At 56.9% G+C, this 13,054-nt stretch carries 15 protein-coding genes and 2 pseudogenes; 5 read left to right on the top strand and 12 right to left on the bottom strand.

Features of this window, described 5'->3' with window-relative positions:
- Together ABIE20_RS27500 and ABIE20_RS27495 are read right to left on the bottom strand one after the other, a co-directional pair.
- Nucleotides 1–233 (bottom strand): annotated as a pseudogene (locus ABIE20_RS27500) (DNA polymerase V subunit UmuC); the annotation flags it as partial.
- Nucleotides 226–651 carry a LexA family protein gene (locus ABIE20_RS27495; RefSeq protein ID WP_429508709.1) on the bottom strand — a complete coding sequence of 142 codons (426 nt, stop codon included), beginning with the start codon at nucleotides 649–651 and terminating at the stop codon, nucleotides 226–228. The gene ABIE20_RS27495 and the pseudogene ABIE20_RS27500, both read right to left, overlap by 8 nt.
- Before the next feature lie 98 nt (nucleotides 652–749).
- Between ABIE20_RS27495 and ABIE20_RS27490 the strand changes: the two genes are divergently transcribed.
- The 3 genes from ABIE20_RS27490 (at nucleotide 750) to ABIE20_RS27480 (ending at nucleotide 3,594) form a co-directional block, all read left to right on the top strand.
- The gene (locus tag ABIE20_RS27490) at nucleotides 750–1,439 is read left to right on the top strand and encodes an SOS response-associated peptidase (protein ID WP_429508708.1); all 690 of its coding nucleotides are present in this window, start codon (nucleotides 750–752) and stop codon (nucleotides 1,437–1,439) included.
- A 425-nt stretch (nucleotides 1,440–1,864) separates the two neighbouring features.
- Nucleotides 1,865–2,575: a fimbrial biogenesis chaperone gene (locus tag ABIE20_RS27485; protein ID WP_429508707.1), complete on the top strand. Its 711-nt coding sequence runs from the start codon at nucleotides 1,865–1,867 to the stop codon at nucleotides 2,573–2,575.
- Complete coding sequence (locus ABIE20_RS27480; RefSeq protein ID WP_429508706.1) at nucleotides 2,572–3,594, top strand: fimbrial protein; 1,023 nt, start codon at nucleotides 2,572–2,574, stop codon at nucleotides 3,592–3,594. The genes ABIE20_RS27485 and ABIE20_RS27480 overlap by 4 nt, the downstream gene beginning before the upstream one ends.
- 18 nt (nucleotides 3,595–3,612) lie before the next feature.
- On the opposite strand, the gene ABIE20_RS27475 is transcribed toward ABIE20_RS27480, so the two are convergent.
- Entirely contained in the window at nucleotides 3,613–3,912 is a 300-nt protein-coding gene (locus ABIE20_RS27475; protein WP_429508704.1) for a hypothetical protein, read from the bottom strand.
- A gap of 23 nt (nucleotides 3,913–3,935) precedes the next feature.
- On the bottom strand, nucleotides 3,936–5,465 hold the full coding sequence (locus ABIE20_RS27470) for a PLP-dependent aminotransferase family protein (protein ID WP_429508702.1): 1,530 nt from the start codon (nucleotides 5,463–5,465) through the stop codon (nucleotides 3,936–3,938).
- A 77-nt stretch (nucleotides 5,466–5,542) separates the two neighbouring features.
- Between ABIE20_RS27470 and ABIE20_RS27465 the strand changes: the two genes are divergently transcribed.
- Nucleotides 5,543–7,213: a M24 family metallopeptidase gene (locus ABIE20_RS27465; RefSeq protein WP_429508700.1), complete on the top strand. Its 1,671-nt coding sequence runs from the start codon at nucleotides 5,543–5,545 to the stop codon at nucleotides 7,211–7,213.
- Nucleotides 7,214–7,434: 221 nt separating this feature from the next.
- Here the strand turns inward: ABIE20_RS27465 and ABIE20_RS27460 are convergent, their stop codons facing one another.
- Nucleotides 7,435–8,004 (bottom strand): DJ-1/PfpI family protein, encoded by a 570-nt coding sequence (locus ABIE20_RS27460; protein ID WP_429508699.1) that lies wholly within the window; start codon nucleotides 8,002–8,004, stop codon nucleotides 7,435–7,437.
- A 623-nt stretch (nucleotides 8,005–8,627) separates the two neighbouring features.
- Between ABIE20_RS27460 and ABIE20_RS27455 the strand changes: the two genes are divergently transcribed.
- The gene (locus ABIE20_RS27455; protein WP_429508697.1) at nucleotides 8,628–9,593 is read left to right on the top strand and encodes a fimbrial protein; all 966 of its coding nucleotides are present in this window, start codon (nucleotides 8,628–8,630) and stop codon (nucleotides 9,591–9,593) included.
- 27 nt (nucleotides 9,594–9,620) lie between these two features.
- On the opposite strand, the gene ABIE20_RS27450 is transcribed toward ABIE20_RS27455, so the two are convergent.
- The 7 genes and pseudogenes from ABIE20_RS27450 to ABIE20_RS27420 form a co-directional block, all read right to left on the bottom strand.
- Complete coding sequence (locus ABIE20_RS27450) at nucleotides 9,621–9,830, bottom strand: hypothetical protein (protein ID WP_429508695.1); 210 nt, start codon at nucleotides 9,828–9,830, stop codon at nucleotides 9,621–9,623.
- A 1-nt stretch (nucleotide 9,831) separates the two neighbouring features.
- Nucleotides 9,832–10,347, bottom strand: a complete 516-nt coding sequence (locus ABIE20_RS27445) for a DUF2514 family protein (protein WP_429508693.1) — start codon at nucleotides 10,345–10,347, stop codon at nucleotides 9,832–9,834.
- Nucleotides 10,344–10,967: a glycoside hydrolase family 19 protein gene (locus ABIE20_RS27440; protein ID WP_429508692.1), complete on the bottom strand. Its 624-nt coding sequence runs from the start codon at nucleotides 10,965–10,967 to the stop codon at nucleotides 10,344–10,346. The genes ABIE20_RS27445 and ABIE20_RS27440 overlap by 4 nt, the downstream gene beginning before the upstream one ends.
- Nucleotides 10,967–11,173 (bottom strand): hypothetical protein, encoded by a 207-nt coding sequence (locus ABIE20_RS27435; RefSeq protein WP_429508690.1) that lies wholly within the window; start codon nucleotides 11,171–11,173, stop codon nucleotides 10,967–10,969. Before ABIE20_RS27435 ends, ABIE20_RS27440 begins: the two co-directional genes overlap by 1 nt.
- A gap of 60 nt (nucleotides 11,174–11,233) precedes the next feature.
- The gene (locus ABIE20_RS27430; RefSeq protein WP_429508689.1) at nucleotides 11,234–11,788 is read right to left on the bottom strand and encodes a tail fiber assembly protein; all 555 of its coding nucleotides are present in this window, start codon (nucleotides 11,786–11,788) and stop codon (nucleotides 11,234–11,236) included.
- Between the two features lie 2 nt (nucleotides 11,789–11,790).
- A complete protein-coding gene (locus ABIE20_RS27425) occupies nucleotides 11,791–12,372 on the bottom strand; it encodes a hypothetical protein (protein WP_429508687.1) in 582 nt (193 codons plus the stop codon).
- A 10-nt stretch (nucleotides 12,373–12,382) separates the two neighbouring features.
- Nucleotides 12,383–13,054 (bottom strand): annotated as a pseudogene (locus tag ABIE20_RS27420) (hypothetical protein); the annotation flags it as partial.

Here is a 13,054-nt window from a genome sequence, read left to right as displayed (position 1 = left end):
TAATTGGAGGAGAACGCCACAATGCCGTGCTGCTTCAGCTTCTGCTTGATCTGGAAATACGGCTCGCCCATTTTCACAAATGGCTTGGCGTCGTAGCTTCGAGCGATGACGCAACCATCGTTGTTCGACAGCACCACAATCGGCACCTTGGCCAGGTCCGGGCGGAAGACCCGCTCGCAGGATGCGTAAAACGAGTTGCAGTCGATCAGCGCGAAGACCGGTGGGTTAGACATGGCTGCGCACGCTGCTGGTGACCACACCCCAAATCGACAGCTCATCGCCCTCCAGCACGTAACGCGGCGGGTACTTCGGGTTCTCGGACAGCAGGATCACGTCCTTGCCGCGGATGCACAGCCGCTTGCATACAGGGTCGTTGTTCAAGAGCGCTACGACGATGTGACCGTGAGCAGGCTCCAGCGAGCGGTCGACGATCGCCAGATCCCCCTCGAAGATCCCGGCCCCCTGCATGCTCTCGCCGGTGATCGACACCAGATAGACGTGTGGAGCCCTGATGTTCAATACCTCATCCAGGGAGATGTGCGCCTCGATATGGTCTGCCGCCGGCGAGGGGAATCCGGCAGGAACCTGAGAGGAGCACAGCGGGAGTTGCAGGCCGCCTTCCGCAATGGGGCCTATGATTGAGTAGCTCATGACGCACGACTTCCTATACTGTACGAATATACAGTTAACTTTCAGAAAGCCTTGCGGTCAATTTCTACGTGAGTATTTTCTGACAGGCGGGAATCTCAATGTGCGGAAGACTGAGCCAGTACCACGGCATCCACGACTTCGTCGACGCCCTGAGCATGCCCTACCCGCTTGCCAACAGTGTCGGTGACCGTCCACTTGAGCGATACAACGTCGCCCCGACCACCAGGGTCGCCCTACTTCGACTCGAGGATGGAGTGCTACATGCACACCTGGTGCGCTGGGGTTGGCGGCCACACTGGGCCAAGGACCGCGCCGCGCCGATCAATGCCCGGGTCGAGAAAGTGGCTCACGGTCCGTTCTTCCGCGCGATCTGGCCGCACCGGGCCATTGTGCCCATCGACAACTGGTTCGAATGGGTCGATGAGGGCGGCCCGAAAAAGCAGCCCTACCTGATCCGGCGTAGGAATGGCCGCCCTTCCTTTTGCGCCAGCATTGGACAGTTCAGCGCCAACACCGGTCAGCCCGGCGAAGAGCCGAACGAGCATGACGGGTTTGTCATCATCACCGCCGACAGCGCGGGCGGCATGGTCGATGTACACGATCGGCGGCCGGTGGTCCTGGCGCCGGAGCTTGCTCGGGAATGGCTCGATCCGGCAACGCCGAAAGAACAGGCCGAGCAAATGGCACTGAACCTGGGCGAACCTGCGGAAGTGTTCGAGTGGTTTCGGGTGAGCACTGCGGTAGGAAACGTGCGCAATCAAGCTCAAGAGCTGGTCGAGCCGCTTTGATATGGGTGCGATTTCACTGGAATCGATTGAGGGTCGATTAGGCTGTTCAGCCAAAATGAGAATCGTCTGATGTCGTGCAGGAGGCGGGGTAGGTAGCTTTACCTATTCATTTCTGACCGTACGAATTAGCAATGTACATACAAAACTCGGAATTAACGCAGAGCAAGCAAGCAAGCAAGCAAGCAAGCAAGCAAGCAAGCAAGCAAGCAAGCAAGCAAGCAAGCAAGCAAGCAAGCAAGCAAGCAAGCAAGCAATTATAAGCTAAAAACAAGCATTATCACAAGTATTATTATTGCGCTTTCTGGATGCGCGCTTACTTCCCAACCTGCATTTAACGACGACGCGTTACTCGCGCAATACATCGCCACCTTAAAAGCTGAACAGCCAAACTACTATTGGGAGTTCATCGAGAGGCCAGATCAATAATGGCCTTCACTTCCTCGACACCCTTATCTTTCATTAAAGTCATCCTGCTGTGGCTCGCCGTCGGCAGCAGCGCTGAGGCCATGATAAAAATCGATGGCACACGACTTATTTATACAGGCCAACACCGCGAAGCCACCATCCGCGTCACTAACGTATCGTCGCAAACCGTCGCACTTCAAGCCTGGGTCAGCTCATCCGAAGAAAACAGCAGCGATGTACCCTTTGCCTTGGCCCGCCCTCTGATCAAACTGAATCCGCAGCAAGTAGACGTACTGCGAATACTCTACAGGGGCGAAGGCTTACCGAAAGATAGAGAATCACTGTTCTGGCTAAACGTCATGGAAATCCCCCTTAAGCCCGACAGGCAAAACAGCATTCAAATGGCAGTCCGCCAACAGTTGAAGCTGTTTTTTCGTCCGCCAGGGTTGCAAGGAACGTCTTCCGCATGCGTCGCCGGGTTAAGTTGGAAATTGAAGAATGACGACTCGATCGAAGTAACCAACACGTGCGCGTTCCATGTATCGCTGGTGGATGTAAAGATTGAAGGCCGCGATCGCAGCACCCCACTAAGCGACTACATCTTTCTAAAGCCAGAAGAAACACAGTACTTCAAGAGTGCTAAGTCCTTCATATCTAGCGATACGAAAATACTGTTCGTTGAAATCAATGATATTGGATTACGCACCGAACACAAGACAAACATCCAATGAGCACATCCATCAGCTACTCACGAACCCTTAAAATGCTACCGTTAAAAACACTTGCTATGACTTTACTTCTTGGTGCCTCCGCCTGTCCTGCTACAAGCTTCGCGCTTTCCTGTAAAGAAGCTGATACAAATTCTGCCGTAACCAAAGACTCGTTAGGCACTGCCCTGGCTATACCCGCAGACGCTCCAGACGGGACTATAATCTGGGAGTCGCCGTTACACACAGTCAAGGTAATCTGTGCAGACGACTTCGGACAGGGTGATCAGGAAGTCTACTTCTATTTGAACCCTGGAGATGTTAATATTGGAAACGGAATACGCATCGGTATCAAATATAATAATAAAACTATAACCTCAAGCTCTAAAAAGATCAGCACGGGATATTCTTCTCACCATGGCTGCACCTGGGCCAACTGCACGGGATGGGACAAAGCTGAGTTCTCCATTACCTTCAGCGTGTTCATTGAGAAATACGGCGCCACGCCGACTTCCGGGCAAGCCAACTCACTACCAGATTACAGAGTATTCCAACTAGATGGCAGCTACGTATTAAACCCAAAACCCAACAGTAACCTCAATTACGTCATAACAGGTGTCAATAACATCCGCTTCATCCCCTGCTCGCCAGATTTGAAAATAACCCCAAGTATAGTCAATTTTCGCAGGGCACTATCCAGCACCGCAAGTATAGGAAACATTGCCAGCAGCGCCAATTTTAGACTTGGGTTATCAAGCTCTTGCGATACGCCCTACACAGTCAATGCGCGATTCGCCTCCACTCCTGGTGGTGGAACCATTATTAACAACCTGTTGGTACCAGCTAATAATAGCTCAGTGGGAATTTCTCTCAGCCGAGCGGCAACCAATGAGAAGATCCCATTCGATAAATGGTTCAAATTGGCAGACCTAACGGGCCGCGACTTAAACAGCACTGATTTCAAGGCAGACTTAATCTGGCGCGAACCCCCTAAAGCCGGTTCCTTTGATGCTTCTGTCATCGTAGATTTATTTTATAAATAACTAGCAAATTCTATGTATTCAATGAAGCGTTGCACCTTCGTCTCCAAGCGATCGCAGCTGGTATTCCGTGACAGCTTGGTACAGCGACTCGGCCTCCAGGCGCAAGCGCTCGACTTCCTTTGCTGGCTGGCCTGAGTCCTGAGCGGCATGGTAGCGCCGCTGCGCATCGATGGCTTGCTGAATCAGGGCTCGCCAGCCTCGATAACTCCCGTCAGGGTCTTCTTCACGCTCTGCCGCTCCAGTAATTTGATCAAGTAGCATAGGCCAGTGGCGATTCAGGCTTTGCTGCGGGGCGGCCAGATCAGCGACGATTACCAATGTCTGCTTCCAAAAGCGGCCCTTCAGCCTTCACAGGATCTGCGCTCATCCAGCGTTCGGCCTAGCTGTTCCCCAACCACCTGTGCCGCCTGAGCCAAGCGCTGAGTGGCGGTTCGGATTTCCTCCGGATTGAGTGAGGCGAATCCCAGGCGCAGGGCATTCTCGGGGTGACCAAAGGGTGAAAACAGGCGACCGTTGCGCACCACCAGATCCAGCTCCAGCGCTTTTTCAGCCAGTTGATTGACGTCTATTGAGTCGGCGAACTTTACCCACAGCGCCAGCCCGCCCTCCGGTTCCTGCACGGATATCTGCTCACCAAACGCATCCAGCAGGCAACTGAGCAGCGTTTCCCGACGCCGGCGGTATTCTCTAGAAACACGACGCAGGTGCTTCTTCAGCTCGCCATCGTTGATCAAGTCCGCCAGCATCCGCTGCATGACGGCATCGCCCTGGCCCAGGCTCACCGCAGCCGTGCGCTCAAGCACTTCGATGACATTCGACGGTGCAACGATATAGCTGCAACGGAAGGTGCTGCCCAGGGACTTGGACAGCGAGCCAATGTAGATCACGTGGCGCTGCGCGCTGTCGCTGGCCAGAGGTAAATAGGGCCGCCCGGCAAAGTGATACTCGTGGTCGTAATCTTCTTCGATGATGCAGAAGTCATGCAGCCGGGCCAACTCCAGGAGTTGCTGCCGACGTCCGGCACGCAGGCTGACGGTGGTAGGAAACTGGTGATGGGGGGTGACATACATCATCCGGACATTGTGTAGGCGGCACAGCTCATCGAGCTGATCGACCCGGCAACCTTCGTCGTCTAGGTCCACTGTGACCAGTTGCGCGCCCAACTGGCGGAAAATCTCCCAAGCAGGTGGGTAGCTCAGACGTTCGACCACCACGACATCACCGGGTTTGAGCAGTACGCTGGCGGTCAGGTAAAGCGACATCTGCACGCCTTGGGTCAGGCAAATCTGCTGCGCGTCGACATTCAGGCCGCGATTGTGCCGCAACATTTCGGCCAGGGCGTTGCGTAGGTAGTGGCCGCTTCCCTCGCTGCCATGTCGCACGGTGTTGGTGGTAAAGCTGTTGCGCAAGGCATTGCGGTAGTAGCGATGCAGGACAGCTTGCGGCAACAAACGATGGTCACAGGCGCCATTATCGAAAAACAGCGCGTCCCGCCGATGTTGCAGCGCCGTCACCTGCTCACCCTGCGTGAAATAGGCAACTGCAGGCGTCTCCCGCAATGCCGGGACAAATAATTTCGCACTGGGGGCAGTCACCGTTCCGGTCGCCAGTTGTGTACTAACGAACGTGCCGCGACGTTGAATGCTGATCAGCCAGCCTTTGGTCACCGCCTCCTCGTAGGCAAGGATCACCGTCTTGCGATTGACGTTCAGCAGTTGCGCCATTTCCCGCGTGCCGGGCAACAGCGTTCCGGGGCGCAGGCGTCCCTCGACAATCGCACTCACCAAACCCTCGATGATCTTCCTATACGACGCCTGCGGCTGCGCCCCATCGAGTTTGAGCAAAGGGCGCCATTTGCGAAGCTGGACCATATAAATTATCCAAAACTGGAGGTTCTTCTGGTCCTAGTCTAACGCAACAATTGAACCTCAATTGCCCCGAGGTGTTTATGCACAACCGCCATATCGTTGAAATGTTGCCCTCGGGCAAGTCCTTCGAAGCCGCCGATCACTTGCTTCTCGACGCCATGATTGCCAGCGGTCTCGCCGTCCCGTTCTCCTGCCGGCGTGGCGCCTGCGGGTCGTGCAAGGTCAAGGTGGTGTCAGGCCAGTACCGCGAAAAATTGCGCACGCCGGACACCCCTGCTCCCTCCTATCCGCTCGCGGCTGACGAAATGTTGCTGTGCCAGAACCATGCCTGTAGCGATATGCGCCTGGAAATTCCCAGCTGGTCACTAGACACGCCAGCACTGGAAGTCACTGCACGGGTGATCGGCAAACGCGCACTAAGCGTCAATATCGTCGAACTGGTGTTGCTGACAGCTCAGCCACTTGAAGTTCGAGCCGGCCAGTACGTCAAGTTTCGCCTCGACGATGGCGACAGCCGCTGTTTCTCGGTCGCCAATCTGCCCGCACAGGATCAAGGTCAGTTGATGTTTCATATTCGCCAGGTGAGCGGCGGCCTGTTTTCGGAACGCATCCTGCCAACCCTGCAAGTAGGTGATACGGTGAAACTCGAAGGCCCGGTGGGCGCTTGCACCTGGCAACACGAGGCTGAGCGTCCTGTTGTGCTGTTTGCTACCGGGACCGGTTATGCCGGCATCAAGCCCTTATTGTTAACGGCCCTCGCCCTCCAGGCCGAGGTGACCCTGTACTGGGGTAACTCAGCGCCAACGGACTTCTACGACGCTGATTTTCTCGACCGGGCCAGCCATGCCCATCCGCACTTTAACTGGACCCGGGTCGTGTCGGCAGACGCTCGCCTGCAGCAGGTCGCGCTTGCAGATCCCCACAACTGGGCTGACAGCCAAATCTATGCCTGCGGCAATAGCGCGATGGTCAACCAAGTGCGCGAGGCCTGCCTGGCAGCGGGCGCTCAGGCTCATCGTTTTGTCGCCGAAGCCTTCGTCCCCAGCGGCGCACTGCCGCAGGCGGAATCACACAACACGCGGCACCCGGTGCTGGAAAAAGTCGGTCCGCGCTTCTCGCTGGACGGCATGCTCGCTGCCCGCGAGCAAACGGTGAGAGCCCTGGCCGCTATCGCCGACCAATTGAAAGTGGGCATGACCACGGCGCAAGCCCTCCAAATGGCCAGCCAAACATTGCAGGCCATGGGCGCGTCTCACACCTGGCATCCCACCTATATACGCTTTGGCGACGACACCATCCGCACACCGCGCCAAGGCATCGACCCACAACGCAAGCTGCGTGCCACCGATATTGCCGTGGTCGACCTTGGCCCGGTGTGGGATGGCTACGAAGGCGATTATGGCGACACCTTCGTATTCGGCGAGCACCCGCTGTATGACGCCTGCGTGAAAGCACTGCATCAAGTGTTCGATGAAACGCGTGACGCCTGGCACCGGGGGCTGACCGGACACGAGCTATATGACTTCGCTGAGCGTAGCGCCTTCTCCAAAGGCTGGCGCCTTGAGCGCAACCTCGCTGGGCACCGCATCGCCGACTTCCCTCATGCCCTGTTCGGGCAGGACAAGTTGGCTGAAGTCGAGATCGTGCCGAGCGAGATGGTCTGGGTCCTAGAGATACAGTTGTGCCATCCCTCATTGCAGATCGGCGCGTTCTTCGAGGATATCTTGATTGGCGGGGCCAACGCGGTCTAGTCGGGGGCACACGCGGGCGTTGTTTTCCGCTCTTCCAGCTTTCGTTTCAGTCGCCGCAGGTGACCATTAACGATGAGTTTGTGCGCTGGGTCGCCAGCATTATCGTGCCTAGCTCCGATCTGTCGCAAGCTAGCAACCTTCGACTCCGCAACAGGTAGCTATCGGCCATGAACGGCCATCCGAACACATCACCTAACCGGCTGTTTTGTAGGACGACGCAGTCACCGATGTTCAGCTGCCAACATTGATCTGAATTGAGAAGTGGTCTCGGAAGATAGCCCGGCAGCTTCGAACACTGCGCAGGTGAAGCTAACGGGTGCAGGGCCTGGAGCAGTTATGATGCGGTCTGCAACCACAGCTACGGGGCTGCTTCGATAAAGCGTGCCCCCCTCATAACCCACGGCATTCTGTTGCAGGAAGTCGGCGCTGTTCGATGTATGAGGAACGGTGTCGAGAAGGCTGGCCCTGGCAAGTGCGAGCGTTCCCCCACAGATACCGGCAATTGTCGCGCCACTTGCACGACTAGCATGAAGAAACTCTCGAATATCAGGTGCTTCTGCACGTTCCCAGACCATTCCTCCAATCACGACTACAACGTCCGGTTTCCAGTCCAGACATTGTTGCAAACTGCTCTCGACCGTTACCGCCAATCCACCCTGCGAGCGAAACTGCCCCGTAGCAGAAGCGAAAAACCTGACGTCGATCCCGTAAAACGGAGACGCAGTTCCAGCAATGAAAGCGTATTCCCAGTCCGCAAAACCAAGTGTCAGTATCAATCCCACACGCGCCATCAGTCAGAATCCTCCATGAATGCCAATAACATATGGCGACAACACACATACATCAAGGGCAGCTATGGGTCGGAAGCGGACCTTCCCACAAGCAGCCCCCTGCCTCATCTCCTCGCAGCAGAATCGAGAGTGTGCAGTGGCCAAGCCCCATGTGATGGATTCAGGTGAGCACTGCGGTAGGAAACGTGCGCAATCAAGCTCAAGAGCTGGTCTAGCCGCTTTGTTATGGGTGCGATTTCACTGGAATCGATTGAGGGGCGATTCGGCTGTTCAGCCAAAATGAGAATCGTCTGATGTCGAGCAGGAGGCGGGATAGGTAGCTTTACCTATTCATTTCTGACAGTACGAATTAGCAATGTACATACAAAACTCGGAACAAACGCCAAGCAAGCAAGCAAGCAAGCAAGCAAGCAAGCAAGCAAGCAAGCAAGCAATTATAAACTAAAAACCACACTTCTCGCAAGTTTTTTTACTGCAGTTTCGGCATGCACCTCAACTCCGCTCAATAAAAAAAACGATGAGCACTTTGATCGAGGAAACATACAGTTCAACGAAGACTTTGACAAGCTTAGAGCCCACCACCCGGAGTTCCATTGGGAGTTCGTAAAGAGGCCTGTCAGATAATGCCAAGCATCAAGCCCTTTATCGCTCTCTTGTTCATCGGCTCCTCATCATTTTCATTTGCAGCCTGCGAATTTTATCCTGGGCATTCTCAAAAGCCAATAATAATAAGCATTCCCTCTAGCTTGACGCTACCCAGAGACGCACCTAACGGTACTGTTATCTATCAATCGCCTGACCAGACCTTTCAAGGAGCTGCATCCTATAAGTGCTCTTCCGACTTCACCATGGGAGTTAAGAATAATTTAGGCACCCAGAGCTCTACATCGTCTGCATTCCCAATCGGCACTAGTGGACTATCTTGGAAATGGATTTACGACGGTATTGAGGCCCGCGGTGTTGGCGCACATACAGGCAAAGCCGGGGGGCACGGCTTCAATGGTATGACAAACGCCCTGCGCATAATTAAGACCGGCAATATCATACCTGGCGCCTCAATACCGGCAGGAACTCTCGGTTTTTGGCAAATTGAAACCCTTGATCCACTTGCCATGCAAATAGACAAGAGCTCATCCATTATCCCGCAATCATGCGAATCACCAGATGTAAAAGTTGAGATGGGACAGTATGATCTTGGTGTTTTTTCCGACATCGGCGACACTTCAAAAGCAACCGCATTCAGCATTTCACTCAACAACTGCCCGAGCGGAATAAAAAAGGTTATTTACAGCTTAGCTCCAAACCCGACCACCCCAGCCTGGAATGCGGACCTGGGTATCATCGAGCTAAACAAGACCTCAACTGCAAAAGGCATTGCTCTACAAATACTAGACGGCAATCAAACCCCCCTGGAATTAAACAAAGATTATATATTCAGCGACTACACCTCTACGGGTGGGAATTTCCGGATACCGCTAAGCGCACGATACTATCGAACACTTCCAGCGAGCAACGGAGGCAAGAATGACTTGGGAGTTAGGCCTGGAACGGCTAATAGCGAGGTGTCATTCGTTATGAGCTATTTATGACCCCCCCTCAGCGGGCCTGCATGACACTCAATGCAATGAACGTGTCGGCCCGCCGAGCGACCGCAATTGATATTCGGTGACAGCCTGGTACAGCGACTCGGTCTCCAGGCGCAAGCGCTCGACTTCCTTTGTCGGTCGACCAGCATCCTGAGCTGCATGGTAGCGCCGTTGCGCATCGATGGCCTGCTGAATCAGCGGCTCGCCGGCCTCGATAACTCCCGTCAGGGTCTTCTTCATGCTACTGCTCCGCCTGCTTGATCAGCGCAGTATAGGACGCCTCGCACGCCAGCCCAGCTATTCGGGCTCGGTCATACGCTTTCGCCAGTTCTCCCGCTCGAGTATCAGCCCGTGCGAGCAGGTCGGAGAGCACCATGGCGGCGCGGGTGGCTGCCTGGCCTCGGGCGGCAGCGGCGGAATCTGCGGCGCACTTGCCCTCCGCGGCGGCATATCGGGCTGCATCGTCGTGCAGGCGCTTGCCAGCAGCATCGGCACCATCAGCGCCAGTAGCTGCAATGTGTTCTTGTTCCCGGGCATTTGCTCTCACCTCCTCCTGTGCCGCTGCGCGGCGTTGCTCTTCACTGCGGGCTCTTGCCTCTTCCTGCGCCCAGGCCTGCTGATCTCCTGCATCGCGGACGGCCCAGCGCGCCTGCCATTCGGCGTCCATGGTCGAGCGGCCGTGCTCGCAGGTACCCCAGAGCGCCCAGACCACCAGCGCCAGCGATGCCGCTGCACCTATCGTGCGCCAGGCAATCACGCCAGCACCTTCAGCGCGCGGTCATACAGCGCCTTTCGCTCAGCGGCGCCGTGCGGCACCCGGCCAGGCTTGCCGGTGTTAATCACGCTGCCGATGTCCTGGAAGCGGCCGGCGTCGGCCAGCTCGTTGAGGCCGTGGGTCGACCACCACCAGGCGGCGGACATGGCGGCGTGCTCAGGCTGCTCGAGCAGCTCAGGGTTGTCCTCCAGCGGCAGGGCCAGGCCGGCGCCGGCGGCGGCATAGTTCTCCCGACCGGTGAGCTGGATCAGGCCGCGTCCACGGTACCGCCAGCCGTCCCCCGGGCGAGTGTTGCCCATGCGCCCGCTGTACACGATGTTGGCGATCTTCTCCGGCTGTCGCGCGCAGACTGCCGCTGACACTGCGGTAAACCGGCTGGGCCAGGTGCGCACCAGCGCTTCGGCGCTGTAGTTCAGGTTCTCCACCAGGTTGCGCAGCTGGCCCGACTCATGGCCGACCTGGGCCAGGAACGCCGCCACGCGCACCGGGCTGTCGATCTTGTAGCGCGCCATGGCCCGGTTCAGTGCAGGCAAAAAAATGCCCGCGACTGGGCGGGCGTTCGGGAGGATCTGCAGCAACTGCTGCTCGGTCAACGGGGGCATCAGGCGTCTCCTTCGCTATCGGCTGCCTCGGCGGCTACCGTGACCGTGGCGCTGTAGCGCTTAAGTACCTTGGCTGTACGGACAACTGCCGCGGGTTGGGCCGCCAGCAGGTCGCGCGCGGCTTGGTCCGCCGCTTCTTCGGTCGCGTGCTCAACCTGATTGACTGGATCGAAATGGTTACTGGTGTTGGTGACGATGAAAGGCATGTGTTTCTCCAGGCAAAAATAAACCCGCTCGATGGCGGGTGCGATGGGGTGAGCTTGATGTCAGGCGGGCGGCTGCGGCCAATCGATGGAGGTTGGATAGCCCTCTTGATCGTGAACTCGGCTCAGCGCTATGCGGTACTTCTTCCAGGCCTTGAGCGCTACCGCCTCCTCCTCGGTCGCCTCCTCCAGGTCTACCGCATCCTGCATTGGCGCAATGTGGTAGTCGGCAATCTCTCGCAGCCGTGCCTGGGTTTGCTGGGCCAGGAGTAGCGGGTCGCTAGGTTCGGGCTTTGCAGGGGGTGGCGGTTGAATCGCAGGCAGAGCCTCGACCGCGACATGCAGAGTGATGCTGTGCTGCAGATCCGCAGGCTGCCCGCCCACCATTGCAGTCACGGCCAGGACATCGTCATCAAATGCGATCGCAATCGACGCATCCCTGTCGACAGTGTTGAGGGCATAGCCCCAGCCTTCAGGCGCAGGGACCAAACCCTGCGTTCCGTGCACCAGGTAATGGCCAGGGCCAGCGTGCTCGCAGGTGATGTCAGCCTTGCCCAACGAGGCGACTTCGATAATTTCCCCGGTACTGCCAAGGATGTTGATTGCCGCTCTGCTCATGTTCAGATCGCCTTCAAAGTGCCGTCAGCGGCACGGATTGTGTTGCCCGTGTGGTAGAGCGTTACCCAGGCCCCTGGATTACCATCGCTGGAAAAATGGCGAGCGGTGATGAAAGGAAGATTGCCCGCGGTCGCCGTCATCGCGATCTGCTGGATGTAGTTCCCGCCGAGGCTGTTGACCAGCAGCGACCCGCCAGCGTCAGCGAATGGACTTCCAGCAGCGCCAGCGCCGAACTTGTAGAACCCATTCAGGTAAGCCGAGTTCGGCGTTGATGCTGGACCGCCGCCCAATGCGCCGAGGCCGAAGCCTCCGACAGTAAGCAAGGCGCCAGCAGTTGCATCGGTCGCGCTGGCCTGCTTGTTCGAAGTGGCGGCAGTCCCAAGACCAAGACCCGTCCGGGCAGTCGCCTGGGTGGTGCCACCGGTGCCGCCCTTGGCCACTGGAATAGCCGCCGGGAGAGTGTTGCCTCCCAGCTGTGCGTACAGCTCATCGAAGTTCGCGATGGCTTTGGAGAAGGCTGCCCGCGGCGTATCACCACCGACTCCAGAGGGCGCTGCTCCAAGGTTGATTGCTTGTTTGGCCATTAAAGACTCCTCAAATCGGTTTCATAGGCCGCGCTGCAAACAGCGTTCGGCCATTGGCGGTAAGGGGGTTGATCCCTGAGCCGTTATCGACGTACATCTGGAGCATTCTCCTGTTGCCGGGCCAGAAGCCCCCGTAGTTCGCCCGTATTGGCTGGGTCGTTTGCGTGATGTTCGTGCAGGAGAACAGGGCATTAGCCAACACGTAGTCTTCATAGCTGCCGGTCCAGGGCATCTGCTGGCTCGGCGCGTAGTATGCCGAGCCAGTGATCGGGTCCCCGGCCTGAATGAACGAGTTGGTGGCAGGCTGACTGTTCAGTGAAGTGATGTTTGTGGATGTAGAGAAGAGCCGTACACCGTTGGCATCCCTAACTGATATGCCGTACTCCCCTGGCGGCGAGCTGTCTGCCATGTAGCTGGAGCAGAACCACTTGATGGTCATGAAGTGTCGCCAGGCATCACCGTGAATGGGGTGCGGCCAGGCCTTCAGCCTGAACCCTGTCCAATTCCCCGGGCTGCCTTTGACCGAGAAGTTGCCGACCATCATGTAGTCGACCGCATTCAAGAAAACCAGCGGCCTCTCGGTTGTGGTGATCGGCGCCGGGAAGTTGATGTCCGCCCACTGGATGAACTGCGCCTGCTGGCCGGGTATCACCTGCTGGCCGAACTGGAAGCTGCCACTGTG

Source organism: Pseudomonas sp. 2835, from assembly GCF_050435905.1.
Classification (GTDB): Bacteria; Pseudomonadota; Gammaproteobacteria; order Pseudomonadales; family Pseudomonadaceae; genus Aquipseudomonas.
This window is presented reverse-complemented; position numbering and strand designations above follow the sequence as displayed.